Here is a 24,424-nt window from a genome sequence, read left to right as displayed (position 1 = left end):
GCCTCGGAACCTCCGGCCCCCAGCGGGCCGTGAGGCCCGCTCACATCAACCAGACGGGAGGCGACCGATGCGCAACGAAGAACCCCCCGACGACGACGGCTGGACCGAGGAGGCCGACCCCGAGTCGGTCGCGCGCAAGATCCTGCTCGACCAGCTGAGCATCAAGGCGCGCAGCCGCCACGAGCTGGAGGAGCGCCTGGCTCGGCGCAACGTCCCGGTGGACGTGACGGCCCGCCTCCTCGATCGCTTCGAGGAGGTCGGCCTCGTCGACGACGAGGCCTTCGCCCGCGCCTGGGTCGAGGGTCGGCAGCGCAGCCGCGGCCTGGCCCGGACCGCGCTCGCCGTCGAGCTGCGCCGCAAGGGCGTGGCCGACGAGACGGCGAAGACCGTGCTGGCCGAGGTGGACCCGGGGCACGAGGAGGAGACGGCGGCTGTGCTGGTCCGCAAGAAGCTGCGGAGCATGCGCGGCCTGGATGCCCCGGTCGCCACGCGGCGGCTGGTGGGGATGCTGGCCCGCAAGGGCTACGCCCCGGGGGTCGCCTATGCGGTCGTCCGGCGCGAGCTCGGGGCTGCGGCGGAGCCGATGGACGCCCGTGCAGAATGGGCGGGTGACGACTGACGCGACGCCGGCACCCGAGCGCGAGATCCTGACCTATGACCTCTTCGGCACCGCGGTGCGCGACCTCGCGCAGCAGGTGGTCGACGACGGCTTCGAGCCCGACATCGTGCTGGCGATCGCCCGTGGCGGCCTCGGCCTGGCGATGGGCCTGGGCTACGCGCTGGACGTGAAGAACCTGTCGGCGGTCAACGTCGAGTTCTACACGGGCGTCAACGAGCGTCTCGACGTCCCGATGATGCTGCCCCCGACCCCGGCCGCGATCGACCTCACCGGTATGAAGGTGCTCATCGCCGACGACGTCGCCGACACCGGCAAGACCCTCGAGGTGGTCCGCGACTTCTTCGCCGACCACGTGGCCGAGGCTCGGACCGCGGTCATCTACGAGAAGCCGTGGACGGTGATCCGTCCGGAGTACGTCTGGCGGCGCACGGACGCCTGGATCGACTTCCCCTGGTCCTCGACCCCGCCGCTCGTGGACCGTCGCGGCGGACAGGCGCACTGACATGGCCTTTCCTCTCTCGGAGCTCACCTCCACCCTGCGCGTCGCGCCCGGCCCGATCGACCTCGGCGCGATCGAGACTGACGCCGCGCCCGGATTCGACGGCGAGAAGAAGGACGGCGAGGCGGCGCTCGCGGAGCTCGGTCCCGGCCTGGCCGAGCTGCAGGAACGGCTGTTCGCCGACGGCAAGTCGGGTGGCCGGCGCAATCTCCTGCTGGTCCTGCAGGGGATGGACACCTCAGGCAAGGGCGGCACGCTGCGATCGACGGTCGGCCTGGTCGATCCCCAGGGGGTGCGGATCACCTCGTTCAAGGCGCCGACCCCCGACGAGCGTGCCCACGACTTCCTGTGGCGGATCACCAGGGCGCTGCCGCCGGTCGGACTGATCGGCGTGTTCGACCGCTCCCACTACGAGGACGTCCTCATCGCCCGGGTGCGTTCCCTGGCGCCGCCGGAGGAGATCGAGCGGAGGTACGCCGCCATCAACGCGTGGGAGGCCGAGCTGGCCGCCGAGGGCACCACGATCATCAAGTGCATGCTGCACATCAGCGCCGAGGAGCAGAAGAACCGGCTGCTCGCCCGGCTCGATGACGACACCAAGCACTGGAAGTACAACCCGGGTGACGTCGACGAGCGCGAGCTGTGGCCGGCGTACCAGGAGGCCTACGAGATCGCGATCGCCCGCACCAACACCGAGGTCGCGCCCTGGCACGTGATCCCGGCCGACAAGAAGTGGTACCGCAACCTGGCGATCGGGACCCTGCTCCACGACGCTCTGCAGGCCTTCGACCTGGGCTGGCCGAGCGCCGACTTCGACGTCGAGCACGAGAAGCGACGTCTGCTCGACGAGAAGCCGCTGTGAGCGGCGGACGGATGGAGCAGGTCAAGGTCACCCGGTACGTCACTCCGCTGCGCGAGGGCGGCAGCCTGCCCGGGATCGTGGAGGCCGAGGACCTCGGCACGTACGTCTGCAAGTTCCGTGGCGCCGGCCAGGGCACCCGGGTCCTGGTCGCGGAGGTCGTCGTGGCAGGCCTGGCCCGGCTGCTCGAGGTCCCGACGCCGGACCAGGTGGTGCTCGACCTCGACCCGGAGATCGCGCGCTACGAGGCCGACGAGGAGGTGCAGGACCTGATCAACGCCAGCGCCGGCCTCAACCTCGGCATCGACTTCCTCCCCGGCTCGTTCGGGTACGACCCGACGAGCGCGCCGGACGCCGACCTCGCCGGCCGGGTGCTCTGGCTCGACGCCTTCACCGCCAACGTCGACCGCAGCTGGCGCAACCCCAACCTGCTGGTCTGGCGCGGCACCCTCCAGGCGATCGACCACGGCGCCTCGCTGTACTTCCACCACTCCTGGTCGGGCGGACCGGGCGACCCGGCGCGCTTCGCCGCGCAGCCGTATGACGCCTCCGAGCACATCCTGCGTGGGTTCGCCCCGCAGGCAGCGGCGCAGGACGCCGAGCTCGCGGCCCGGCTGACGGACGACGCGCTGGCGCAGGTGCTGGCCGACGTGTGTGACGACTGGTTGGACCCGGTGCCGGGCGCGGAGACGCCGGAGGCGCTGCGGGAGCGGTACGTCGCCTTCCTCGCCGCGCGCCGTGACGGGGGTCGGGCGTGGCTGCCGGCGCCGGAGATGGCGTCGTGAAGCCCTACCAGTACGTCACCTTGCGCTGCGTGCCTCGCGTCGAGCGCGAGGAGTTCGTCAACGTGGGGGTGGTGCTCCACTGCCCCGCCGAGGACTTCCTCGGCGTCCGCTCCGCCGTCGACCCGGCCCGGATCCGGGCACTCGACGCCGAGATCGACCTGGCCGCGGTCCAGGCCGCGCTCGACGCGATCGAGCGGGTGTGCCGCGGCGACGCCCACGCCGGCTTCGGGGTGGGCGTGCGCGCGACGGCGTACGGCTCCCGCGCCCAGAAGGACGACGCGAGCACCCGCTTCGGCTTCCTCAAGGCGCCGAGGAGCACCGTGCTCCAGCCGGGCCCGGTCCACGGAGGCGTCACCGCCGACCCGGCCCGGACCCTCGAGCACCTGCTCGAGTGCCTGGTCCTCTAGCCAGGTCGCCCTGACATAACGAGAAGTGGGACGACGAAACTCGCGCTTGGACGAGGAAGCTTCCTCGTCCAAGCGCGAGTTTCACCGGCCGGCCGGTGAAACTGGATTTTCAGACCGGAACGAGCTCGACCGCCCCGACGGCGTACCGGGCGAGGATGGTGCGCGCGATCTCCGGGTGGGCGCCGAGCGGCTCGGACACGGCGACGGCGCCGGCCTCGAGGGCGAGCTCGGTGGCCCGGTCGACCAGGTTGCCGGGGGCGAGGAACAGCGAGGCGACGGCGATGTGCCGGCGGCCCTCGGCGCGGAAGGCACGCACGGCCTCACCGGTGGCCGGGGGCGCGCTGGTCGCGTAGGCGGCGGTGACGGGCAGCTTGTGGTGCGCGCCCCACAGCCGGGCCAGCCGGGCGACGGCCTGGTTGGCCAGCGGGTCCGACGTACCGGCGGCGGCGAGGACGAGGGCGTCGAGCTCGCGCACCCGGGCCTGCTTGAGTGCGTCGCGGAGCCGCTCGTCGAGCACCTCGAGGAAGCGGGCCTCGAGGCCGAGCACGGCGGTCGCCCGGATCTGCAGGCCCGGGTGCCGCGTGGTCGCCTCGGCGATCGCCTCGGGTACGTCGACCCGGGCGTGGAACGCCTCCACCAGCAGCAGCGGTACGACGACGATCTCGTCGTACCCCGCCTTCACCAGCCGATCCACGACGGTGTGGAAGTTCGGCTTGGCGAGGTCGAGGAACGCCTTCTCGATGCGCAGGTCGGGACGCAACGCCTTCGTCGCGTCGACGAGCGCGGAAACGGTGGCGGCCGAGCGCGGGTCACGGCTGCCGTGGGCCAGGGCGATGAGTGCCGGAGCGGTCATCGTCGGTTCCCCCTCTCCAGGATGCGGGCGGCTGGGCGGATGACGCAGCGGTCGGAGCGGCTGGTCACGAGTGGATCCCGCATTCGGTCTTGTTGGTGCCGGCCCAGCGGCCGCTGCGCGGGTCCTCGCCGGGGGCGACCCGGCGGGTGCACGGCGCGCAGCCGATGGACGGGTAGCCGTCGTACACGAGCGGGTTGACGAGCACGCCGTTCTCGGCGATGTAGCGCTCGACCTGCTCGTCGCTCCACCGGGCGATGGGGGAGACCTTGACCTTCTGCTTCTTGGCGTCCCACCCGATGACCGGCGCGATCACCCGGTTGTGCGTCTCGGCGCGGCGCAGGCCGGTCGCCCAGGCGTCGTACTGCGCGAGCGAGTCGGCCAGGGGCTTGACCTTGCGCAGGGCACAGCACAGGTCGGGGTCGCGCCGGTAGAGCTCGGGGCCGTGCTCGGCGTCCTGCTCTGCCACGGTCTGGACCGGGGTGATCGAGATCAGGTTGACGTCCATGGTGGCGGCGACGGCGTCGCGGGTGCCGATGGTCTCGACGAAGTGGTAGCCGGTGTCGAGGAAGACGACGTCGACCCCGGGCACGACCTTCGCGGCGAGGTGCGCCAGCAGGGCGTCGCCCATCGAGGAGGTGATGCAGAACCGCTCGCCGAACGTGGCGGCGGCCCACTCGATGATGACCTCGGCCGGGGCGAGCTCGAGCTCGGCGCCCCAGTGGGACACCAGCTCGCGGAGCTCCTCAGGGGACCGGCCGGCGGTGTGCGACCCGCGGAACTCGCGGGCGGCACGCGTGGTGGCGGTGGTCATGAGGCACCTCCTTCTTCGTTGGTTCGGGCGTCGGACGTCCGGTTGATGAGGCCGAGCAGCTCGACCTTGAAGGCCCGACGGCACCCGCGGCATTCCCAGCCGGAGGGTTCGTGCGGCCACAGGTCGGTCTCGCCGCAGTAGGGGCAGTGGTACGGCACTGCCCGCGACGACACCGACTCCTCGGACATCAGACGGACTCCAATGCCTTCTCGCCGCGCAGCAGCTCCTCGTCGGCGCGATGCACCCAGGCGTCGAACGCCTCGCCCTCGCTGCGGTCGGCGAGGTAGTTGCCGACCACGGTGGCGACGTAGTCGTCGAGGCCCCTGCTGGTGACCTTGTGCGCGCGCAGCTTGCGGCCGAAGTTGGCGCGCAGGCCGAGCGCGCCGCCGAGGTGCACCTGGAAGCCCTCGACCTGCTCGCCGGACTCGTCGACGACGAGCTGGCCCTTGAGGCCGAAGTCGGCGACCTGGGTGCGGGCGCAGGCGTTGGGGCAGCCGTTGACGTTGATCGTGATCGGGGTGTCGAGGTCCGGGAACCGCTTCTCGAGCTCGTCGACCAGCTCGCTCGCGCGGTTCTTGGTGTCGACGATGGCGAGCTTGCAGAACTCGATGCCGGTGCAGGCCATCGTGTTGCGGCGCCAGGCGGAGGGACGGGCCGACAGGCCGATCTCGTCGAGCCGGTCGAGGAGCGCGTCGAGGACGCTGCCGTCGACCCCGATCAACACGATCTTCTGGTACGGCGTGAGGCGGGCCCCGGTGACGCCGTGCTCCTCGAGCAGGTCGGCCAGCTGCACCAGCAGCGTGCCGGAGACGCGGCCCGCGGTGGGCGCGAGGCCGACGTAGAACTTGCCGTCCTTCTGCTCGTGGACACCGACGTGGTCGCGGTGGCCGACGGGCGAGTCGGGGGAGGCGAGGGTCTCGAGCTTCTTGCCGAGGTACTCGTTCTCGAGGACCTCGCGGAACTTCTCGACACCCCAGTCGGCGACGAGGAACTTCAGGCGGGCCCGCGATCGCAGCCGGCGGTAGCCGTAGTCGCGGAAGATGCCGGCCACGCCGGCCCACACGTCGGGGACCTCGTCGAGCGGGATCCAGACGCCGAGCTTCTGGGCGAGCATCGGGTTGGTGGACAGCCCGCCACCGACCCACACGTCGAAGCCCGCGCCGTGCTCGGGGTGGACGGTGCCGACGAACGAGACGTCGTTGGTCTCGGGGGAGACGTCGTGGCTAGGGTGACCGGTGACCGCGGTCTTGAACTTCCGGGGGAAGTTCGAGAAGTCCTTGTTGCCGATGTAGCGGCGCTCGATCTCCTCCAGCGCCGAGGTGCCATCGATGATCTCATCCTTGGCGACACCGGCGACCGGCGAGCCGAGGAAGGGGCGGGGCGAGTCGCCGCAGGCCTCCATCGAGTGCAGGCCCACCGCGTCGAGGCGCTCCCAGATCTCGGGGACGTTCTCGATCTCGATCCAGTGGTACTGGATGTTCTGCCGGTCGGTGACGTCCGCGGTGTCGCGGGCGAAGTCGACGCCGATCTGGCCGAGCGCGCGCACGGCGGCGGGGGAGAGCAGCTTGCCGTCGGAGCGGACGCGCATCATGAAGTAGCGGTCGTCCAGCTGCTCCTCGTCCAGCGACCCGGTCTTGCCGCCGTCGATGCCGGGCTTGCGCTGGGTGTAGAGGCCCATCCAGCGGAACCGGCCGCGCAGGTCGGCCGGGTCGATCGAGTCGAAGCCACGCTTGGAGTAGGTGAAGAGGATCCGGTCCCGCACGTTGAGCGGGTCGTCGTCCTTCTTGGACTGCTCGTTCTTGTTGAGCGGCTCGGTGTAGCCGAGGGCCCACTGGCCCTCCGCGCGCTTGGGACGCGGGATCTCGGTGAGCTTGGCACGTTCGGGCTTGTAGCGCAGGTCAGGCATGCTGGAGAGGTGGTCCTTCGCTGATGGGCACGCCGGGCGGTGGGGGCGTGCGGCTCGGGTGGATGCGGCGGCGACGTCAGCGGGGCCAACACAACATGCTGCGCGTGCGCCCGAAGTCCACGTGGCGTCGAACCACGAGGTGCGCATGGGTGGCAGCAGTGACCATGTCAACGAGTCTCATCCCTCGGACTCCGCGTCCACAAATGTCAATCTCAATATCTGGATGCGTTTCTCAGGATTCGGACACTATGCCCGCCTGGCCCGCGGGTTCAGGCGGGGGTTGCGACGGACGTCACACCAGGTACCGCCTGGCAGCGCGCCAGCCCGTGTTCGCCACTACGCTGTGCGCCATGAGCGACAACTCCTTCAACGGTGCCCTCGTCAGCAGCGCCTACAACCAGGCCCTGGAGGTCATCGCCTCCGTCGAGCCGCGCATCGCGGACGCGACGCGCCAGGAGCTCGCCGACCAGCGAGCGTCGCTCAAGCTGATCGCGAGCGAGAACTACGCCTCACCGGCCGTGCTGCTCACCATGGGCACCTGGTTCAGCGACAAGTACGCCGAGGGCACCGTCGGCCACCGCTTCTACGCCGGCTGCCAGAACGTCGACACCGTCGAGGCGCTCGCCGCCGAGCACGCGCGCGAGCTGTTCGGTGCCGAGTACGCCTACGTCCAGCCGCACTCCGGCATCGACGCCAACCTGACGGCCTACTGGGCGATCCTGGCCCACCGGGTCGAGGGCCCGTGGCTGGAGAACGCCGGCGTGAAGAACATGAACGACCTCTCCGACGCCGACTGGGAGAAGCTGCGCCACGAGCTCGGCAACCAGCGGCTGCTCGGGATGAGCCTCGACACCGGCGGCCACCTGACCCACGGCTTCCGCCCGAACATCAGCGGCAAGATGTTCCACCAGCAGCAGTACGGCACCGACCCGGCAACCGGTCTCATCGACTACGACGCCCTGCGCGCCAAGGCCAAGGAGTTCAAGCCGCTCATCCTGGTCGCCGGCTACTCGGCGTACCCGCGCCGGGTCGACTTCGCCAAGATGCGCGAGATCGCCGACGAGGTCGGCGCCACGCTGATGGTCGACATGGCGCACTTCGCCGGTCTGGTCGCCGGCAAGGTGTTCACCGGCGACGAGGACCCGATCCCGCACGCGCACGTCGTCACCAGCACCTCGCACAAGTCGCTGCGCGGCCCGCGCGGCGGCTTCATCCTCGCGACCGAGGAGTACGCCCCGAGCGTCGACCGCGGCTGCCCGATGGTGCTCGGCGGCCCGCTCTCGCACGTGATGGCAGCCAAGGCCGTCGCCTTCGCGGAGGCCCGCACGCCCGCCTTCCAGACCTACGCGCAGGCCGTCGCCGACAACGCGAAGTCGCTGGCCGAGGGTCTGCAGAAGCGCGGCACCAAGCTGGTCACCGACGGCACCGACAACCACATCGTGCTGCTCGACGTGTCGTCCTTCGGCCTGACCGGCCGCCAGGCCGAGTCTGCCCTGCTCGACGCCGGTGTCGTCACCAACCGCAACTCGGTCCCCTCCGACCCGAACGGCGCCTGGTACACCTCCGGCATCCGGATCGGCACCCCGGCGCTCACCAGCCGCGGCTTCGGCGGCGCCGAGTTCGACGTGGTCGCCGACCTGATCGTGGAGGTCCTCAAGAACACCACGCCGGGCACGACGTCCGCCGGGGCTCCCTCGAAGGCCTCCTACGTCGTCGCGGACGGCGTGGCCGACAAGGTCCGCGCGGCCTCGGCGGAGCTGCTCGACAAGCACCCGCTCTACCCGGGTCTCGACCTGAGCTGAGGTCTCGGCCCGCCTGGGTGGCGTCTCGAGACGGCTGGCCACGATGCCGGGACTCTCCGCGGACGGTCCCGGCATCACGTCGGGCTGGTCTCGTGACGCGTCACGACCTCGCTTGCTTCGCGGCGCGAGGTCGTCGACGCTCCTCGACCTTCGGCCTCCCTCCACGCCTTCGCTTCGCTCAGGCGTGGCGGCCTCGCCAGGAGTAGCTGACCTCGGGCCGCCCGCCGCTCGCGCCGTACCTCAGGCCCCGGGCGGCCAGCCCCTGGTCGGCGAGGTGCTCGAGGTAGCGCCGTGCGGTGACGCGTGAGCTGCCGACCGTCGCCGCGACCTCGCTCGCGGACAGGTCGCCATCGGCCTCCCGCAACGCGGTCGTGACGGCACGCAGCGTCTCGGGGCTCATCCCCTTGGGAAGCGGTGCGGTGGCACTGGGCCGCAGCGACCCCAGGAGCCGGTCGACCTCGTCCTGCACCACCTCGGCCGGGGCGGCGTCCAGCTCGGCCCGGTAGGCGGCGTACTGCTCGAGCTTGGCGCGGAAGGTCGCGAAGGTGAAGGGCTTGAGCAGGTAGAGCACCACCCCCTGGCCGACCGCCTGGCGCACGACCTGCGTGTCACGCGCGGCCGTCACCGCGATCACGTCGCACAGGTGGCCCGCGCCGCGCAGTCCGGCGAGCAGCCCGAGACCGTGCCCGTCGGGCAGGTTCATGTCGAGCAGGACCAGGTCGACGGGGGAGCCGGCGTCGCGGGCGGCGTCCAGCGCCCGTGCGGCCTCACGGGCCGAGCGGGCGACCCCGGCCAGCGTGAACCCCGGCACCCGGCCGACGTACGACGCGTGGGCCTCGGCCGCCAGCTCCTCGTCCTCGACGACGAGCACCCGCACGCTCACGGGGCGGGCTCCACGCGCAGCGAGACGACGAACTCCGCGCCGCCCAGCTCCGAGCGGCCGATCCTGACGTCCCCGTCGTGCTTGCGCGCGACCTGGACGACGAGCGCGAGGCCCAGCCCGCGGCCGGCACCGGCCTCGGCCTTGGTGGTCCAGCCCCGGTCGAGCACCCGTTCAGCGGCCTCGGCGTCGAGCCCCGGCCCGCTGTCGCCGACTCGTACGACGAGGGTCCCGGCGTCGCTCTCGAACGCCACGGCGACCCGGCGCGGGTCGGCCAGGGCGACCGCGTCGAAGGCGTTGTCGACCAGGTTGCCGACGACGGTGACCAGGTCGCGGGCGGGGATGCTGGTGCCGGCCGGCACGGTTCCGGCGATGGCGAGGTCGATCCCGCGCTCCGCGCCCTCGGCGGTCTTGCCGAGCAGGAGCGCGGCCAGGACCGGGTCCTCGACGGCGCCCACGACCTGGTCGGTGAGCAGCTGGGCGAGGTGCAGCTCGGAGGTCGCGAACTCGACCGCGTCCTCGGGACGGCCCATCTCGATCAGGGACACGACGGTGTGCAGCCGGTTGGCGGACTCGTGGTTCTGCGAGCGCAGCGACTCGGTGAGCCGACGGACGACCTCGAGCTCGCCGGTCACCGAGCGGAGCTCGGTGTGGTCGCGCAGGGTGACGACGGAGCCGACGTCGCGCCCGTCCCAGCGGGCGGGGGCCGCCGAGACGACGAGCATCCGCTCGCCGGCGAGGTAGAGGTCGTCGGACTCCGCGGTGCGCCCGCGGGCGGCGGCGACGAGGCCGGGCGCCAGGCCGAGGTCCTCGACTGCGCGTCCGACGACGTCGTCCGGCAGCGCCAGCAGGCGCCGGGCCTCGTCGTTGACCAGCTGGACCCGGCCCGCCCCGTCGAGGAGCAGCAGGCCCTCGCGCACGGAGTGGAGGACGGCCGAGTAGTACTCGTACATCCGGGCCAGCTCCTGCTCGCCCAGGCCGTGCGTCACCCGGTGCAGTCGCCGGCCGACCAGCCACGCGCCGACGAGGCCGAGCAGCAGCACGAGCAGGCCGCACAGCACGACGATCGTCACGTCGCGGCGCAGCCCGCGGTCGATGTCGCTGACGGTGATGCCGACCGACACCAGCGCGACCACCCGACCGCCGTCCTGGATCGGGACGACCGAGCGCACCGACGGGCCGAGCGTTCCGGTGTACTGCTGCGTGAACACCCCGCCCTCGGGCGCGTTCCCGAGGTCGCCGACGAACCTCCGCCCGATCTGGGCGGGATCCGGGTGCGTGAACCGGGTCCGGTCCAGCCCCATCACGACGACGAAGTCGGTGTCGGTGTCGCGGCGGACCTCCTCGGCCCACGGCTGGAGCTCGGCGGTCGGGTCGGCGCTGCGCAGCGCCGCGCGGACGGCGGGGGAGTCGGCGACGGTCTGCGCCACGGCCACCGCGCGCTGGGTGGCCCGGCTGCGCGAGTCGCGCCGGGCGTCGTACGACGCCAGCGCGATGCCGACCACGACGAGGAGCAGCACGGTGCCGACCTGCAGCACCAGCACCTGGCGCGCGACCGGGCGGTCGCGGAGCAGGCGGGGACGGCGCACCTCGCCATTCTCGCCCAGGCGCAGGCCACCGGTGTGACCCGTGCCACGAACACAACGAACACAACGGTGACGGTCGTCACGACCGGTCGCACAGTGGCGGGGAACCCCAGCCCGACCCTGCAACGACCCGGAGGAACCATGGGCACCACCAGCACGGCGAGCGCGGCCCAGCGCGGCGCACGGACGCACTACCTCTACCTCGCGGTGATCGGCGCGGTGCTGCTCGGCATCGCGACCGGCCTGCTGTTCCCGGCCTTCGCGGTCGAGCTCAAGCCGCTCGGAGAGGGCTTCGTCAACCTGATCAAGATGATGATCCAGCCGGTCATCTTCTGCACGATCGTCCTCGGCGTCGGCTCCGTCGCCAGTGCCGCGAAGGTCGGTCGGGTCGGCGGTCTCGCGCTCGGCTACTTCCTGGTGATGTCGACGGTCGCGCTGTCGATCGGCATGCTCGTCGGCAACCTGCTCCAGCCCGGGGACGGCCTGCACCTGACCGCCGAGGCGGTGGCGACCGCCCAGGAGAAGGCGGCGGAGGGCCACGCCGACACCACCGCGTTCCTGCTCGGCATCATCCCGACCTCGGCGTTCAGCGCGCTCACCAGCGGCAGTGTGCTGCAGACCCTGCTGGTGGCGCTGCTCGTGGGCTTCGCCCTCCAGCGGATGGGGGCCACGAGCGCGCCGATCATCACCGCTGTCGGCCACCTCCAGCGGCTGGTGTTCCGGCTGCTCGCGATGATCATGTGGGCCGCGCCGGTCGGCGCCTTCGGCGCGATGGCCGCGGTCACGGGCCAGGGGGGCGCCGACGCGCTGAAGAGCCTGGCGGTGCTGATGGTCGGCTTCTACATCACCTGCGCGCTGTTCGTGTTCGTCGTCCTCGGCCTCCTGCTCAAGGTCGCCACCGGCATCAACATCTTCGCGCTGCTGCGCTACCTCGGTCGCGAGTTCCTGCTCATCCTCGCCACCTCCTCCTCGGAGTCCGCGCTGCCGCGGGCGATCGCCAAGCTCGAGCACGCCGGCATCGACAAGACCACGGTGGGCGTCGTCGTCCCGACCGGCTACTCGTTCAACCTCGACGGCACGGCGATCTACCTGACCATGGCCTCGATCTTCATCGCCGAGGCCCTCGGCACGCCGCTCGCGATCGGCGAGCAGGTCTCGCTGCTGCTGTTCATGATGATCGCCGCCAAGGGCGCGGCCGGCGTGACCGGCTCCGGGATGGCGGTGCTCGCCGGCGGGCTGCAGTCGCACCGTCCCGAGCTGGTGGACGGTGTCGGCCTGGTCGTCGGCATCGACCGGTTCATGTCCGAGGCACGCGCGCTGACCAACTTCGCCGGCAACGCCGTCGGCACCGTCCTGGTCGGCCACTGGACCGGCAGCGTCGACCGGGCCCGGCTGGACCGGGTGCTCGCCGGGCAGGAGCCCTTCGACGAGACCACCATGGTCGACGACCACGCCCCGGCCGCCGAGACCGTCAGCAGCGAGGCCGGCTACGCGGCCCGGGAGCCTCAGCCGGTCTGATCCAGCAGGTCGAGGCTGTAGCGGGCGATGGCTGCCCTGGTGGCGGCCATCGCCCGCAGCGCGTCGGTGGGCTCGGCCTCCAGGACCTCGAACGGGATCGCCGAGAGTCCGCTGAAGATGAGCAGGTGCAGCGCGTGCGCCCGGCGCACTGTCGCGATCTCGAGGTCCACGCCCTCCGCCGCCAGCCCGTCGACGTACGCCGCCAGGCAGGCCTCGTCGCGCTCCGCCAGGCCGTCCGCCGTACCCCGCCCGAGTTGGAGCTCGCCGACGAGGAGCTGGCCGAGGTCGAAGCCGACGGGCAGGGCCATGAAGAAGCCGAAGTCGATGAGGGTGAAGCCGTCGCGGTCGGGCCGGACCAGCAGGTTGTTGGGGCAGGCGTCGCCGTGACCCACGAGCAGCGGCACCGCCAGCAGCTCGGCGACCAGCTGCGGCAGTCGCTCGAGCACCGCGAGCAGCCGCGGGCGAAGCTCGCCGAACGCCGCGGCGACGAGCGGGTGCCGCCACACGTCCTCGGAGCCGAGGACGGGCACGACCTGGTGCCCGAGCCGGCCCTCGACATACCTGCCGACGTTCCAGTCGTGGCCACCGACCCCGGCCAGCTCACGCACCGCAGGGCTCCCGGCGAGGCGCCCGAGCAGGTGGGCGGCCTGCCGGTGACGTTCGAGGTCCCATGCGACGTCGACGGTCGGCACCACCTCCAGCCAGACGGTGTAGGAGCCGGTGTCGAGGTCGTGCACGCCGAGGGCCCGCGGCATCGCCAGCCCCGGTGGCAGGCGGTCGGCGAGGTCGGAGCGGTAGACGGCACCCTCGGTGCGCCACGGCACCATCGCAGCCGCCCAGGACCGGCTCTCCTCCGGCACGTCGAGGAACAGCGGCGAGCGCGACCACTCGTGGACGTGCTTCACGAAGAGCCGGAAGTCGTGGGCGTGACCGTCGACGGCGGCGGTCCCGCTCACCCACCAGCGGCCCCCGGTGGTGATCGCGGGCAGGTTGTAGTCGACCACGTGGGCGCGCGACGAGAGCAGCTCGACGTCGTCGACGCCGAGGAGCTCGGCGACCATCGCCGCGAGCACGTCGTCGTCGACGTCCGCGGGGCCGAGGGCGGAGCGGTCGTGCACGGTGACCTCCCTCCTGAGCCGACCGGGGCGAAGGGACGGTGCGGCCCGAGCGATGCAGATCACCTGATCGTAGGCCCGTGCGGATCCCCGGGGCAGCGGCTCCGGCCGGATAGCGTGCCGCCCATGGCGGAGGATTCGGGCACCCAGCGCGTGCCGTGGCCACGCCGGCTCGCCCACCTGGTGTGGCGCCTGGTCGTCACCACGGTGAGCTCCTGCCTGCGGTACCGCGTCACCGGGTTGGCCGCCGAGGCCGCCTTCTTCGCCGTCGTCTCGGTGCCACCGCTGATCTTCGCGCTCGCCGGCGGCGTCGGCTACGTCACCGAGCACTTCACGGCCGCGCAGGTGGAGGAGGTACGCCGCGCCGTCGTCGACCTGTTCTCCCGCTTCCTCACCGACACGGCCGTCAACAAGGTGATCCGGCCGACCATGGACGACGTGCTGCGCGGCGGCCGGTTCGACGTGATCTCGCTCGGCTTCGTGCTCGCCCTGTGGTCGGGCTCGCGCGCGCTCAACGTCTTCGTCGACACCATCACGATCATGCACGGGCTCGGCGGGCACCGCGGCATCGTGCGGACCCGGGCTCTGTCGTTCGTGCTCTACATCCTCGCCGTGGTCACCGGCGCGATCACGCTGCCGCTGGTGGTGGCCGGCCCGAAGCTGGTCCGCTCCTGGCTGCCCAACCGGGCCGAGTTCCTGATGCAGTTCTACTGGCCGCTGATCGTGGTGCTGTGCGTGTGCTTCCTGGCGACGCTGTACCACGTGTCCGTCCCCGTGCGGACCGGTTGGAGCTTCAACCTTCCCGGCGCGGTGTTCTCGCTGACCAGCTGGATCCTCGGCTCCTACCTGCTGCGCTGGGTGCTCACGGTGACGGCCGAGGACTCGCACTCCATCTACGGCCCGCTGGCGGCTCCGATCGCGATCCTGGTCTGGCTCTACATCGCCGCGCTGGCGGTGCTCATCGGTGCCGGCGTGAACGCGGCGTTCGACGAGGTGTTCCCGCAGGAGGCCACGCAGCGGGCGCGCCGCGAGCTGCTCGACCGCCTGCTGCGCCGTACGCCGGACGCGGTGGAGTAGGTTCCGGGCGTGGGAGTGCTGAACGCAGGACCGGCGGAGACGCCCCTGACGGGGCAGGTCGCGCTGCCCGAGCGGATCCGGTCGCCGTGGTGGGAGCTGGGACGGCGGCTGCTGGCCGCGCTCGGCATCCTCGTCGGCACGGTGCTGCTGGTCTACTTCGACCGCGACGGCTACCGCGACTCCGGTGACGCCACCGCGGCGGACCCGACGGGCACCATCTCGCTGATCGACGCGATCTACTACACGACCGTCACGCTCAGCACGACCGGGTACGGCGACATCTCGCCGGTCAGCGACCCGGCCCGCCTGGTCAACGCCTTCATCATCACCCCGCTGCGCATCGCCTTCCTCGTGCTGTTGATCGGCACGACGCTCGAGGTGCTCGCCCAGCGTGGGCGCGAGATGATCCGGATCACCCGCTGGAGGAAGCACATGGGACACCACGTCGTCGTGATCGGCTACGGCACCAAGGGCCGCAGCGCCGTCGAGACGCTGGTCGGCAACGGCCTCGACCGCGAGCACATCGTGGTCGTCGACCCGAGCCCCGTCGCCCTGGCCGACGCACACGCCGACCAGCTGGCCGTCGTCACCGGCGACGCCACCCGCCGCGGCGTCCTGCAGCGCGCCGGTGTCTCCGAGGCGGACCAGGTCATCATCACCACCGGCCGCGACGACTCCAACGTCCTCGCCGCCCTGACCGTGCGCCAGCTCAACCCCGACGCCTGGATCGTCGCGGCGGTCAGCGAGCAGGAGAACGCCCCGCTGATGCGGCAGTCGGGTGCCGACTCGGTCATCACCTCCTCCGACGCCGTGGGCCGGTTGCTCGGCCTCTCCACGCTCTCGCCGACACTGGGCACGGTGATGGAGGACCTGCTCACGTACGGCGAGGGGCTGGAGGTCGCCGAGCGCGAGCTGCTCGTCAACGAGGTCGGCATGCCGCCCCAGTCGCTGCCCGACCAGGTGATCGCGGTGATCCGCGACGAGAAGGTCTACCGCTACTTCGACCCGGTCGTCACCCTGCTCGCGCGCGGTGACCGGCTGGTCGTCGTACGCCCGGCCAAGGAGCTGCCGTGGGCACCACGGCCCGGCACGCACAACGAGGACTTCGCCGCCGACGAGGACTGACGCCCCGAGACGCCCGGGACGACCCGGGACCGTCGGCGGGACCACTGGTCATCCGGGACTACGCCGGTCGCCGACGACCGTCCAGACCTGGGCGCCCGTCGAGGACAAGGTCGTCGTGCCCCGCGACAGGACGCCGGTGAACCGGCACTCTTGAGTGCATGGGGAAGGACTTCGGACCGTGGGTACGGCACGACTGGTGCCCACGCTGCTACCGGCTGACGGAGCAGACGCGCTGGTACCGCCGACTGTTGGGTGAGCCGCCCGAGCAGCACGAGCGGCGGGTGCGCTGCAACGAGTGCTCGGCCGATCTCGGCCGCGCCGAGGCCAGTTGAGCGCCCCCGGCTGCGCCGACCGACCGGTCGGGGTTGCCCTCGGGGGAACGGGTACTGCGCGTGCGTAGCCCGTATCCGAGGAGGAGGCACCCATGCACCGCAAGAGCACGGCCGAACAGCTGAGGGACGACCTGCGTGACCTCGTCGACGCTGTCGTGCCCGACGTCGAGTCAGCCGTCCAGACCGTCGCCGAGCGGACCCCGCCCCTGGTCCACCAGGGCCGCGCGGTCGCGATGGAGAAGCGCCACCAGGCGGCCGAGGCCCTCGCCCGGCGCCTGCCCGACCCGGTCCTCGACCGGCTGCCGGCCCCGGTCACCGACCGCCTGCCGCAGCGGCGCCGCAGGCGCGGCAGGGCCCTCGTCCTGTTCGCCGGGCTCGGCCTGCTCGGCACCGCCGTCGCCCTCGTCGCCCGCCGCAGGAACAGCCCGCCGCCGCGGCCGGTCAGGACCGAGATCGGCGAGGACGACCAGGGCTGACGCTTTCGAACAGGTGTTCTATTCTGGACCCATGGCGGGGGTGCGGCACGTGTGGGTCCGGCTGGCATTCGTGCCCGTCGAGCTGCCCGGACTGGTGCTCCACTGGCGCTCGACCGAGAACGGTTGGGAGGGCCTGGTCGCCTATGTCGACCGGGAGGGACGCACGGTGACCGACTGGCTGTCCGCCACCGCGCTGCGTCCGGTCCCGCTGGAGCACAAGGGTGGCGCCCCGGCGCCGTGACGGGGCGGGGGCCGGCCGCGGAAATCAGCCGCCGTCATCTCGCCGATTCCGCCCCCAAGCGGCGGTTCCGGCCACTACTCTCGGTCCCGGTTCCCCAACCACAGCGTGCCCGACGAACCCCACACTCGCCGGGCACGGGACGCCCTGTCCGGCACGCCGGACAGGGCGTTCTTTGTCTGCGGCGTTCGTCCGGAGCGGCGGGTAAAGCCTTCCCGAAGTCGGCCCGGGGCGGCACCGCGCGGACCTATGCTGAGTGAGCACCTGGCGAGCTCTGGGGATCGACCTGGTCGCGACGATGAAGGGGCTCCCGCGCATGTCGATCGTGCGACGTCCGCAGCTTGGTGCGAGCCCCTGCATCTCCCCATCCCCGGCCCGTGGCTGTTCCCTGCATCGGGCCGGCCGTGGTCAGGCGTCCCCACTCTGCCTGACCATGGGCGGATGCTCCCCGGGAGACCGCTGAGCGCCCGTCGGACCCGGGTCACCGGGTGTCTGCTCCGTCGCCGGAAGAGCGCGCCTGCGACGGAGCAGACGACGACCTGCCGATGATGGTCCGGTGGAATCCGAGACCCGCATCTACCGCACCGGCGACCGCGACGTCGTCCTCGACCTGACCCGCGACTGCGCGAGGTTCGCCGCGGGGCGCGACGACGGCCTGCTCCACGTCTTCGTGCCGCATGCCACCTGTGGCCTCGCGATCCTCGAGACCGGTGCCGGCAGCGACGACGACCTGCTCTCCGTGCTCGGGAGCCTGCTGCCGGCCGACGACCGGTGGCGGCACCGCCACGGCACTCGCGGGCACGGCCGTTCGCACGTGCTGCCCGCCCTGCTGCCGCCGTACGCCACCGTGCCGGTGCTCGGCGGGAGCCTCGCCCTCGGCACCTGGCAGAGCGTGTGCCTGGTCGACCTCAACGTCGACAACCACGAGCGCGAGGTGCGGTTCAGCTTCCTCGCCGGGTGAGGAGCCCTACGCTCGCTCCATGAAGGTGCTGCTGAACGTCATCTGGCTGGTGCTGTGCGGGTTCTGGATGTTCCTCGGCTACCTGGTCGCCGGTGCGCTGTGGTGCATCACGATCATCGGGATTCCGTTCGGCCTGGCTTCCTTCCGGATCGGGCTCTTCGCGTTGTGGCCGTTCGGCCGCACGGTCGTGGTCCGCGACAGCGCGGGTCTCGCGAGTGGGATCGGCAACGTCTTGCGGTTGGTGTTCTCCGGGATCTGGCTCGCTCTCGGGCACGTGGTCACCGGTGTGCTGCTGTGCCTGACGATGATCGGCATCCCGCTCGGGCTCGCCAACTTCAAGATGATCCCGGTCAGCCTGCTGCCGCTCGGGCGCGAGATCGTGCCGACCGACCAGGCCGGCGCCGTGCTGGCGGGCGCGCGGTTCTGACCCCGGGCGGCCGGGCCGTCCGGGAATGAGCGGCCACTGCGACGCCTCGCCCGCCGGTCAGAGGAACGCGCGTCCCTCGCCGCGGTACGTCGGGACGCTGGCGACGAGTCTCCCGTCGTCGACCAGGTGCAGCTCGTTGACCCGCTCGCACACCTCGCCGGCCTTGGCGTGCCGGAACCAGACCCGGTCGCCGACGCGCAGGTCGGCGGCGTTGGTCAGCGGGGTCTGCGCCTCGCCGGCGCCCTCCATCGCGGTCAGTCGGAGGCCCGGCGGCCAGACCGGCGTGGGCAGCCGGTCCGCGCCCGGGACGCCGCTGGCGACCCAGCCGCCGCCGAGCACGGTCGCCATGTCGGCGCTCGGCCGCCGTACGACGCTGGTGACGAAGTACGCCGCCGGGTGGGGGTGGAAGCGGCGGTAGCCGTCGAACAGGGTGGGGCAGTAGAGGCCCGATCCGGCGGCCACCTCGGTCACCGCGTCCTCGGCGACGGTGGTCTCGATGCTGCCGGTGCCGCCTCCGTTGACGAACTCCAGCTCGGTGACCTCGCGCACGGCGGAGACCGCGGCCGCCCGGCGGCGGGCCAGCTCGGCGATCGAGGCGGCCTGGACGGCTCGGATCTGTGCGCGGTGAAGGTGCGAGCCGGTGTTGTCGCCGAGCCCGGCGACCTGGCCCTCGTAGGCCATCATCCCGACCAGCCGGACCCGCGGCCGGGCCGCGATCGCCCGGGCGATCCGCCCGGCGGCGTCCGGGCTGTGCACGGGGGAGCGGCGGGTGCCGAGGTGCACCCGGCCCTGCAGCAGCCGCAGCGAGGCGTCCAGGTCGAGGCAGACCCGGATCGGCGGGGCGCCCGCGGGGACGACGCTCTCGACCAGGTCGATCTGCTCCATCGAGTCGACCATCAGGGTCACCCGGGAGGCCAGCCGCTCGTCGGCCGCCAGCTCCTGCAGCGCGTGCTGGTCGGCCGTGGGGTAGCCGACCACGACGTCCTCGCAGGTCCGTGCCAGCCACAGCGCCTCGGGCAGGGTGAGGGCGAGGACGCCCGCGAACCCGTCGAGCTCGAGCACCGCGTCGCTGATCGCCCGAGACCGCACCGACTTGGTGGCCAGCCGCACCGGCTTGCCTGCGGCCCGGCTCACCAGCGAGCGGGCGTTGGTCGCCAGGGCGCCGAGGTCGACCACGGCGTACGGCGGCTCGAGGTGCGCGGTCGCCGCGGCCAGGGTGGCGACGCTGGTGGCGCCGGCGGTGCGAGCGGCGACGGCCGCGAGGTCGAGGACCTGGGTGGCGGTCATCCGAAGATCCGCTCGACGTGCGCGTTGGTGAAGACGCCGGCGGGGTCGAAGCGCTTGCGGACGTCGAGGAAGGCGTCGAACTCGGGATAGAGCTCGCGCAGGCTCTCCGCGCCGAGGGTGTGCCGCTTGCCCCAGTGTGGCCGGGCGCCGTACGCCGCGGCGATCTGCTCGACGGCGGAGAAGTACTCCTGCCACGCCATGCCGGCGTACGCGTGCGCGGCGATGTACGCCGTCGGGCGGCCGTACGACGGGCTCAGCATCGACTCCGTGTCGGCGGCCACGAAGCGCACCTCGAGCGGGAAGTTCACGTCGAACCCGCGGCGCTCGACCATCGCGAGGATGTCGGTCAGCGCCTCGGCGCACGCCTCGCGGGGGAAGGCCCACTCGGTCTCGGTGAACCGCACCAGACGCGGGCTGGAGAACACGCGGTGGCTGACGTTGACCCGGCTGGACGAGCCGGCCAGGCGGGTGACCGTGCGGTTGAGCCGCGGGATCGCCGACGGGTAGCGGCGTCCGGCGCGGCACAGGAGGTCGAGCACCCGGTTCTCGAGGACCACCTCGTCGACGTACGCCCCCACCTTGCCGCGGGTGCGGATCGGCTCGTCGGTACGGTTGAGCTCCTTGGTCAGCGCGTCGGTCGCGTGCGGGAAGACGAAGAACTCGAAGTGGTCGTTGCCGTCGGCGTACGCGTCGAGCTCGGCGAGGACCTGGGCGAGAGGCAGCCGGTCGCGGCGCTCGTGGAGGCGGAAGGACGGCACCGTGCGCAGGGTGTACGCCGTCACGACGCCGAGCGCGCCGACGCTGACCCGCGCGGCGCGCAGGTCGTCGCCGGACACCTCGACGACGGTGCCGTCACCGGTGACGAGCTCGGCCGACTCGACGAGCGTGGCGAGGTTCCCGAGCTTCGCGCCGGTGCCGTGGGTGGCGGTCGAGATCGCGCCGGCTGCGCTCTGGACGTTGATGTCGCCGAGGTTGGCGAACGCCAGGCCGTGGGCGTCGAGGAGGTCGTTGAGGTCGTGCAGCCGGGTGCCGGCAGCGACCCGGACCAGGCCGGTGGCCCGGTCGACGTGGTGCAGGCCGGTCAGCCGGTCGAGCGAGACCAGCGTGCCGTCGGTGACGACGTTGTCGCCGAAGGCGTGCCCGGCGCCGACGACGCGGACCACCTCGCCGCGCTCGGCGGCGTGGCGGACGGTCGCGACGACGTCGGCGACGGACGACGGCAGTGCCCGGCGCGCGGGCGTGCAGCTCTGGTCACCGGTCCAGTTGTTCCACATGGCGCTCCCTCTCGTGAGATGCGGCTCACGATGCCCCGTCCGGGCGGGCGGGTGAAGCACCGGAATCGCCACTCACTCACACCGCTGCGGTTGTCAATCGACGGTGGGTTGTTGTTTCTCCCGCAGAGGTGTCCGGCGTCACGCTGCTGGCATGGCCACGACCGATCCGTATCCCCGCTCGAGCTGGGCCGTGCTCGCGGCGTTCGCCGTCGTCGGCGCGGTGACCCAGCTGCTCTGGCTCACCTACGCGCCGGTCACGACCGCGGCGGCCGAGCACTACGGCGTCTCGGAGGCCGCGATCGGCTGGCTCGCGAACGTCTTCCCGCTCTGGTACGTCGTCCTCGCCATCCCCACCGGCCTCGCCCTCGACCGCTGGCTGCGACCGACGCTTGCCGTCGGCGCGGTCCTCACCGCACTCGGCGCGTGCGTGCGGCTCGCCGGCGACGACTTCGGCACGGCGCTCGCCGGCCAGACCCTGATCGCCGTCGCCCAGCCGCTCGTGGTCACCGCGACCTCCGCGGTCCCGGCCCGCTACCTGCGTGCTGCCGACCGGCCCCGCGGCATCGCGGCCGCCTCGGCCAGCACCTTCGCCGGCATGATCCTGGCGTTCCTGCTGGGGACCGTCGTCAGCCTGCACACCACGCTGGTGGTCGGCGCCGTCGTGGCGGTCGCGGCCGCCGGCGTCCTGCTGGTGGTGCTCCGCGAGGCGCCCGGGTTCGTGCCCGAGCTGCCGGCTGCCGGCGTCGTGGACTTCCTCGCGGCCTGGCGCAACCCGGTCGTGCGCCGGATGTGCCTGCTCGTCCCGATCCCGTTCGGCACCTTCACCGCGCTCACGACCTGGGGACAGCCGCTGCTGGAGCCCGCCGGCGTGAGCAGCGACCAGGCCGGTCTGCTCCTCCTGCTCAACGTCGCGGCGGGTGTCGTGGGTTGTGCCGTCGTACCGGTGTGGGCGGCGGAGCGCGGCCGCCAGCACCAGGCGGTCCTCGCCGGGGTGCTGGCCGCCGTCGCCGGTTGCCTCGTGCTCGCGGCGCTGCCCGGTGCGGGCTCGGGCCTGGTGGTGTTCGTCATGGTCGGTGTGCTGCTGCTGCCCGCGCTGCCGATCGTGCTCGAACTGAGCGAGCGGGCCTCCGGCCCGTCCGCCGGCGCGGCAGCGGGCCTGGTCTGGATGGCCGGCCAGCTCGGTGCCCTCGTCGTCACCGGCCTCGCCGGCCTACTCGTCGACGCCCCGGCCGCCGCGTTCGTGTTCCTCGCCGCCGTCACGCTGCTCGCCCTGCCGGCGCTGCCGCTAGCATCACGCTCATCGACCTCCAGACCCGCAAGCTCCGCTACTTCCTCGCGGTAGCCGACGAGCTCCACTTCAGCCGCGCGGCCGCGCGCGTGTTCCTCACCCAGCAGGCGCTGAGCCGGCAGATCAAGGAGCTCGAGGAGGAGCTCGGGGTCCAGCTCTTCGAGCGAACCACTCGCAGCGTCGCGCTCACGCCGGCGGGGGAGTCGTTCCTGGTCGCCGTCCGCGACCTGCTGGACCGCTTCGACGACGCGGTCGCCACGGCTCGTCGTACCGACCGGCTGCTGAGCGGCCGGATCCGTCTCGGGTTCATCCCGGGCGCCGCCCTGGAGCTGACCGCGCCGATCATGACGGCCTTCCGGGCGGCCTACCCGGACGTCGAGGTGGAGATGCGCGAGTTCCCCGCCAACGACCCGTCGGCCGGCCTCGCCTCCGGCGTCACCGACGTCGCCTTCATCCGCCTGCCCCAGGGCACGCAGCGGATCGAGACGGAGGACCTCTTCGTCGACCCCGTCGTCGCGATGGTCGCCGAGGGCCATCCGCTCGCGTCCCGGACCTCGGTCGCCGTCCGCGACCTGCTCGCGCACCCGATGACGCTGTCCGGCACCACCGACGAGGTCTACCGCGCCTTCTGGGGCCTGTACGACGCCCGCGAGACCCCCGGCACCTTCGTCGGCGTCACCTCCGTGACCGAGGAGACCTCGCTGGTCTCCGCCGGTGCCGCGATCGGTGTCACCGGCGCCGCCGTGATGACCTACGCCCCGCTGCCCGGCGTCCGGTTCCTCCCGATCGAGGACTGGCCGGGCTCACGGGTCGCCGTCGCCTGGCACCTCGGCGAGCGCTCGGCCGCCGTGGCCCGGTTCGTCGACACGGTGTGCGGCGTCCGCGACCGCGAGCGGGACCTGGTCGCGCGGATCGAGGCGCGGGGACGGGTCGAGGGTTCCTAGCCTCTGCTCGTGCGGGCTCGTCGACCGAGGCCGAAAGCCAGCGAACCGGCTCGATCCTCGAGGATGAGCCGGTTCCGTGCCCGAAGGCTGGTGGGCGATACTGGGTTTGAACCAGTGACCTCTTCCGTGTCAAGGAAGCGCGCTACCGCTGCGCCAATCGCCCGTGTGGAGTTGTCTGTGAGGTGGGTACGGGATTTGAACCCGTGTACACGGATTTGCAGTCCGTTGCCTCGCCTCTCGGCCAACCCACCGCGGCGGCCCAACACACTGGCCTGGTCAGGCAGTGGGTCTGACCACTCCGAGCGGACGACGAGGCTCGAACTCGCGACCTCAACCTTGGCAAGGTTGCGCTCTACCAACTGAGCTACGTCCGCATCACACTGCCTTGCGCGCCTTTCGGCCCGCCCTGCGGTGCGTTGAGAACATTAGCCGATTGCCTGAACGGCGCCAAAACGGGGGGCCACTTCCGGCATGTCGTGGCTCCTGCGGGCGGCGTCCGGCGCCCTTCTACGCTGGCTGCATGCGCGTGTGGATCAACGGCCGAGTCCTGTCCGACCCGATGGCGCCGGCGGTGCCGGTGACCGACCACGGGCTCACGGTCGGGGACGCGGTGTTCGAGGCCGTCAAGGTCGTCGGCGGGCAGCCGTTCGCGCTGCGGCGCCACCTCGACCGGCTGGAGCGCTCGGCCGCCGGGCTGGGGCTGGAGGGCCTCGACCCCGAGGAGGTGCGGCGGGGCGTGGCTGCCGTGCTCGAGGGCGACCCGTTGCCCCTGGGCCGGCTGCGGATCACGGTCACGGGCGGCAACGCACCGCTGGGCAGCGGGCGCGGTGACGCGCCGCTGACCACCATCGTGGTGGCGGCGCCGATGGATCCCGCTCCGGAGACGACCGCTGTGGTCACGGTGCCGTGGCCGCGCAACGAGCGGGGGCCACTGGCCGGGCTGAAGACGACGTCGTACGCGGAGAACGTGGTGGCGTTGGCGGCGGCGCGGGAGAAGGGTGCGAGCGAGGCGGTGTTCGCCAACCTCGCCGGCCACCTGTGCGAGGGGACCGGGACGAACGTCTTCTACGTCGTCGACGGCGAGGTGCGGACCTCGACGCTGGCCAGCGGCTGCCTCGCGGGGGTGACCCGGGCGCTGGTGCTCGAGTGGTTCGGTGCGACCGAGGTGGACGAGCCGATCGAGGTGGCGGCCGGCGCCGACGAGGTGTTCCTGGTCTCGACGACCCGCGACGTGCAAGGCGTGCACCGCTGGGACGAGCGCACCCTCGAGGCGCCCGGCCCGGTCACCCGGAAGGTCGCGGCGGCCTGGCGCGAGCGCGAGGCGGAGCTGCTCGGCCTCGATCGCTGAGCGGCGG

Annotated in this window: 25 protein-coding genes and 3 tRNA genes; 17 read left to right on the top strand and 11 right to left on the bottom strand. The window is 72.2% G+C overall.

The window, feature by feature from the left end:
• Positions 1–67: 67 nt before the first annotated feature.
• From KU893_RS07335 to KU893_RS07315, 5 genes are read left to right on the top strand one after another with little or no spacing between them, the layout of a single operon-like run.
• The gene (locus KU893_RS07335) at positions 68–619 is read left to right on the top strand and encodes a regulatory protein RecX (RefSeq protein ID WP_218233687.1); all 552 of its coding nucleotides are present in this window, start codon (positions 68–70) and stop codon (positions 617–619) included.
• Positions 609–1,121 carry a phosphoribosyltransferase gene (locus KU893_RS07330; RefSeq protein ID WP_257441131.1) on the top strand — a complete coding sequence of 171 codons (513 nt, stop codon included), beginning with the start codon at positions 609–611 and terminating at the stop codon, positions 1,119–1,121. The genes KU893_RS07335 and KU893_RS07330 overlap by 11 nt, the downstream gene beginning before the upstream one ends.
• Before the next feature lies 1 nt (position 1,122).
• Positions 1,123–1,980 (top strand): PPK2 family polyphosphate kinase, encoded by an 858-nt coding sequence (locus KU893_RS07325; RefSeq protein WP_218233685.1) that lies wholly within the window; start codon positions 1,123–1,125, stop codon positions 1,978–1,980.
• Positions 1,977–2,762, top strand: coding sequence for a HipA family kinase (locus KU893_RS07320; protein WP_257441130.1), 786 nt, complete (start codon positions 1,977–1,979; stop codon positions 2,760–2,762). The genes KU893_RS07325 and KU893_RS07320 overlap by 4 nt, the downstream gene beginning before the upstream one ends.
• Positions 2,759–3,169 (top strand): DUF3037 domain-containing protein, encoded by a 411-nt coding sequence (locus tag KU893_RS07315; RefSeq protein WP_218233684.1) that lies wholly within the window; start codon positions 2,759–2,761, stop codon positions 3,167–3,169. Before KU893_RS07320 ends, KU893_RS07315 begins: the two co-directional genes overlap by 4 nt.
• A gap of 109 nt (positions 3,170–3,278) precedes the next feature.
• Here the strand turns inward: KU893_RS07315 and KU893_RS07310 are convergent, their stop codons facing one another.
• From KU893_RS07310 to KU893_RS07300, 3 genes are all read right to left on the bottom strand, one after another.
• Positions 3,279–4,022 carry a sirohydrochlorin chelatase gene (locus KU893_RS07310; RefSeq protein ID WP_218233683.1) on the bottom strand — a complete coding sequence of 248 codons (744 nt, stop codon included), beginning with the start codon at positions 4,020–4,022 and terminating at the stop codon, positions 3,279–3,281.
• A 64-nt stretch (positions 4,023–4,086) separates the two neighbouring features.
• The gene (locus KU893_RS07305; RefSeq protein WP_218233682.1) at positions 4,087–4,833 is read right to left on the bottom strand and encodes a phosphoadenylyl-sulfate reductase; all 747 of its coding nucleotides are present in this window, start codon (positions 4,831–4,833) and stop codon (positions 4,087–4,089) included.
• Positions 4,834–5,020: 187 nt separating this feature from the next.
• Positions 5,021–6,739, bottom strand: coding sequence for a nitrite/sulfite reductase (locus KU893_RS07300; protein ID WP_218233681.1), 1,719 nt, complete (start codon positions 6,737–6,739; stop codon positions 5,021–5,023).
• A 350-nt stretch (positions 6,740–7,089) separates the two neighbouring features.
• On the opposite strand from KU893_RS07300, the gene KU893_RS07295 reads away from it, so the two are divergent.
• On the top strand, positions 7,090–8,541 hold the full coding sequence (locus tag KU893_RS07295) for a glycine hydroxymethyltransferase (RefSeq protein ID WP_218233680.1): 1,452 nt from the start codon (positions 7,090–7,092) through the stop codon (positions 8,539–8,541).
• 178 nt (positions 8,542–8,719) lie between these two features.
• Here KU893_RS07295 and KU893_RS23510 read toward each other — a convergent pair whose 3' ends face one another.
• Both KU893_RS23510 and KU893_RS07285 read right to left on the bottom strand, forming a co-directional pair.
• Positions 8,720–9,424: a response regulator gene (locus KU893_RS23510; protein WP_218233679.1), complete on the bottom strand. Its 705-nt coding sequence runs from the start codon at positions 9,422–9,424 to the stop codon at positions 8,720–8,722.
• Positions 9,421–11,010 carry a sensor histidine kinase gene (locus tag KU893_RS07285; RefSeq protein ID WP_257441449.1) on the bottom strand — a complete coding sequence of 530 codons (1,590 nt, stop codon included), beginning with the start codon at positions 11,008–11,010 and terminating at the stop codon, positions 9,421–9,423. The genes KU893_RS23510 and KU893_RS07285 overlap by 4 nt, the downstream gene beginning before the upstream one ends.
• A 138-nt stretch (positions 11,011–11,148) precedes the next feature.
• Here KU893_RS07285 and KU893_RS07280 point away from each other — a divergent pair, with 138 nt between their 5' ends.
• Entirely contained in the window at positions 11,149–12,525 is a 1,377-nt protein-coding gene (locus tag KU893_RS07280) for a cation:dicarboxylate symporter family transporter (RefSeq protein ID WP_218233678.1), read from the top strand.
• On the opposite strand, the gene KU893_RS07275 is transcribed toward KU893_RS07280, so the two are convergent.
• Positions 12,513–13,643, bottom strand: a complete 1,131-nt coding sequence (locus KU893_RS07275; RefSeq protein WP_218233677.1) for a phosphotransferase — start codon at positions 13,641–13,643, stop codon at positions 12,513–12,515. The two genes, KU893_RS07280 and KU893_RS07275, sit on opposite strands and share 13 nt — an antisense overlap.
• A gap of 123 nt (positions 13,644–13,766) precedes the next feature.
• Here KU893_RS07275 and KU893_RS07270 point away from each other — a divergent pair, with 123 nt between their 5' ends.
• The 7 genes from KU893_RS07270 to KU893_RS07240 all read left to right on the top strand — a co-directional run bounded on the left by KU893_RS07270 (position 13,767) and on the right by KU893_RS07240 (position 18,276).
• A complete protein-coding gene (locus KU893_RS07270; protein ID WP_218233676.1) occupies positions 13,767–14,717 on the top strand; it encodes a YihY/virulence factor BrkB family protein in 951 nt (316 codons plus the stop codon).
• Positions 14,718–14,726: 9 nt separating this feature from the next.
• Complete coding sequence (locus tag KU893_RS07265; protein ID WP_308167193.1) at positions 14,727–15,842, top strand: potassium channel family protein; 1,116 nt, start codon at positions 14,727–14,729, stop codon at positions 15,840–15,842.
• Between the two features lie 158 nt (positions 15,843–16,000).
• A complete protein-coding gene (locus KU893_RS07260; RefSeq protein WP_218233675.1) occupies positions 16,001–16,174 on the top strand; it encodes a hypothetical protein in 174 nt (57 codons plus the stop codon).
• A 92-nt stretch (positions 16,175–16,266) separates the two neighbouring features.
• A complete protein-coding gene (locus tag KU893_RS07255) occupies positions 16,267–16,650 on the top strand; it encodes a hypothetical protein (protein ID WP_218233674.1) in 384 nt (127 codons plus the stop codon).
• 31 nt (positions 16,651–16,681) lie between these two features.
• Positions 16,682–16,891, top strand: coding sequence for a hypothetical protein (locus KU893_RS07250; RefSeq protein ID WP_218233673.1), 210 nt, complete (start codon positions 16,682–16,684; stop codon positions 16,889–16,891).
• Between the two features lie 553 nt (positions 16,892–17,444).
• Positions 17,445–17,849, top strand: a complete 405-nt coding sequence (locus tag KU893_RS07245; protein WP_218233672.1) for a YjbQ family protein — start codon at positions 17,445–17,447, stop codon at positions 17,847–17,849.
• A 19-nt stretch (positions 17,850–17,868) separates the two neighbouring features.
• Complete coding sequence (locus KU893_RS07240; RefSeq protein WP_218233671.1) at positions 17,869–18,276, top strand: YccF domain-containing protein; 408 nt, start codon at positions 17,869–17,871, stop codon at positions 18,274–18,276.
• A 57-nt stretch (positions 18,277–18,333) separates the two neighbouring features.
• Here KU893_RS07240 and KU893_RS07235 read toward each other — a convergent pair whose 3' ends face one another.
• Together KU893_RS07235 and KU893_RS07230 are read right to left on the bottom strand one after the other, a co-directional pair.
• Positions 18,334–19,563: an alanine racemase gene (locus KU893_RS07235; RefSeq protein ID WP_218233670.1), complete on the bottom strand. Its 1,230-nt coding sequence runs from the start codon at positions 19,561–19,563 to the stop codon at positions 18,334–18,336.
• Positions 19,560–20,837 (bottom strand): D-arabinono-1,4-lactone oxidase, encoded by a 1,278-nt coding sequence (locus KU893_RS07230; RefSeq protein WP_218233669.1) that lies wholly within the window; start codon positions 20,835–20,837, stop codon positions 19,560–19,562. Before KU893_RS07230 ends, KU893_RS07235 begins: the two co-directional genes overlap by 4 nt.
• A gap of 151 nt (positions 20,838–20,988) precedes the next feature.
• Between KU893_RS07230 and KU893_RS22615 the strand changes: the two genes are divergently transcribed.
• Entirely contained in the window at positions 20,989–22,179 is a 1,191-nt protein-coding gene (locus KU893_RS22615) for an MFS transporter (protein ID WP_246592095.1), read from the top strand.
• Positions 22,128–23,069: a LysR family transcriptional regulator gene (locus tag KU893_RS22605; RefSeq protein WP_308167197.1), complete on the top strand. Its 942-nt coding sequence runs from the start codon at positions 22,128–22,130 to the stop codon at positions 23,067–23,069. Before KU893_RS22615 ends, KU893_RS22605 begins: the two co-directional genes overlap by 52 nt.
• Before the next feature lie 88 nt (positions 23,070–23,157).
• Here the strand turns inward: KU893_RS22605 and KU893_RS07220 are convergent.
• The 3 genes from KU893_RS07220 to KU893_RS07210 form a co-directional block, all read right to left on the bottom strand.
• A tRNA-Val gene (locus tag KU893_RS07220) sits at positions 23,158–23,232 on the bottom strand.
• A gap of 17 nt (positions 23,233–23,249) precedes the next feature.
• Positions 23,250–23,320: transfer RNA gene (locus KU893_RS07215), tRNA-Cys, on the bottom strand.
• A gap of 50 nt (positions 23,321–23,370) precedes the next feature.
• Positions 23,371–23,443: transfer RNA gene (locus KU893_RS07210), tRNA-Gly, on the bottom strand.
• A gap of 146 nt (positions 23,444–23,589) precedes the next feature.
• On the opposite strand from KU893_RS07210, the gene KU893_RS07205 reads away from it, so the two are divergent.
• Positions 23,590–24,417, top strand: coding sequence for an aminotransferase class IV (locus KU893_RS07205; RefSeq protein ID WP_218233667.1), 828 nt, complete (start codon positions 23,590–23,592; stop codon positions 24,415–24,417).
• Positions 24,418–24,424: the final 7 nt, after the last annotated feature.

The sequence above is a fragment of the Nocardioides daeguensis genome (genome assembly GCF_019192965.1).
GTDB classification, from domain to species: domain Bacteria; phylum Actinomycetota; class Actinomycetes; order Propionibacteriales; family Nocardioidaceae; genus Nocardioides; species Nocardioides daeguensis.
The sequence above is the reverse complement of the archived record's forward strand: the minus strand, read 5'-3'. Positions and strand labels throughout refer to the sequence as shown.

What these genes read in the sequence shown, in the direction of transcription:
- KU893_RS07310 (WP_218233683.1), bottom strand. Translation starts at nt 4,022, where the DNA reads ATGACCGCTCCGGCACTCATCGCCCTGGCCCACGGCAGCCGTGACCCG.
- KU893_RS07235 (WP_218233670.1), bottom strand. Translation starts at nt 19,563, where the DNA reads ATGACCGCCACCCAGGTCCTCGACCTCGCGGCCGTCGCCGCTCGCACC.
- KU893_RS22615 (WP_246592095.1), top strand. Translation starts at nt 20,989, where the DNA reads ATGGCCACGACCGATCCGTATCCCCGCTCGAGCTGGGCCGTGCTCGCG.
- KU893_RS07260 (WP_218233675.1), top strand. Translation starts at nt 16,001, where the DNA reads ATGGGGAAGGACTTCGGACCGTGGGTACGGCACGACTGGTGCCCACGC.
- KU893_RS07325 (WP_218233685.1), top strand. Translation starts at nt 1,123, where the DNA reads ATGGCCTTTCCTCTCTCGGAGCTCACCTCCACCCTGCGCGTCGCGCCC.
- KU893_RS07230 (WP_218233669.1), bottom strand. Translation starts at nt 20,837, where the DNA reads ATGTGGAACAACTGGACCGGTGACCAGAGCTGCACGCCCGCGCGCCGG.
- KU893_RS07205 (WP_218233667.1), top strand. Translation starts at nt 23,590, where the DNA reads ATGCGCGTGTGGATCAACGGCCGAGTCCTGTCCGACCCGATGGCGCCG.
- KU893_RS07300 (WP_218233681.1), bottom strand. Translation starts at nt 6,739, where the DNA reads ATGCCTGACCTGCGCTACAAGCCCGAACGTGCCAAGCTCACCGAGATC.
- KU893_RS07250 (WP_218233673.1), top strand. Translation starts at nt 16,682, where the DNA reads ATGGCGGGGGTGCGGCACGTGTGGGTCCGGCTGGCATTCGTGCCCGTC.
- KU893_RS07305 (WP_218233682.1), bottom strand. Translation starts at nt 4,833, where the DNA reads ATGACCACCGCCACCACGCGTGCCGCCCGCGAGTTCCGCGGGTCGCAC.
- KU893_RS07240 (WP_218233671.1), top strand. Translation starts at nt 17,869, where the DNA reads ATGAAGGTGCTGCTGAACGTCATCTGGCTGGTGCTGTGCGGGTTCTGG.
- KU893_RS07270 (WP_218233676.1), top strand. Translation starts at nt 13,767, where the DNA reads ATGGCGGAGGATTCGGGCACCCAGCGCGTGCCGTGGCCACGCCGGCTC.
- KU893_RS07335 (WP_218233687.1), top strand. Translation starts at nt 68, where the DNA reads ATGCGCAACGAAGAACCCCCCGACGACGACGGCTGGACCGAGGAGGCC.
- KU893_RS07280 (WP_218233678.1), top strand. Translation starts at nt 11,149, where the DNA reads ATGGGCACCACCAGCACGGCGAGCGCGGCCCAGCGCGGCGCACGGACG.
- KU893_RS07295 (WP_218233680.1), top strand. Translation starts at nt 7,090, where the DNA reads ATGAGCGACAACTCCTTCAACGGTGCCCTCGTCAGCAGCGCCTACAAC.
- KU893_RS07255 (WP_218233674.1), top strand. Translation starts at nt 16,267, where the DNA reads ATGCACCGCAAGAGCACGGCCGAACAGCTGAGGGACGACCTGCGTGAC.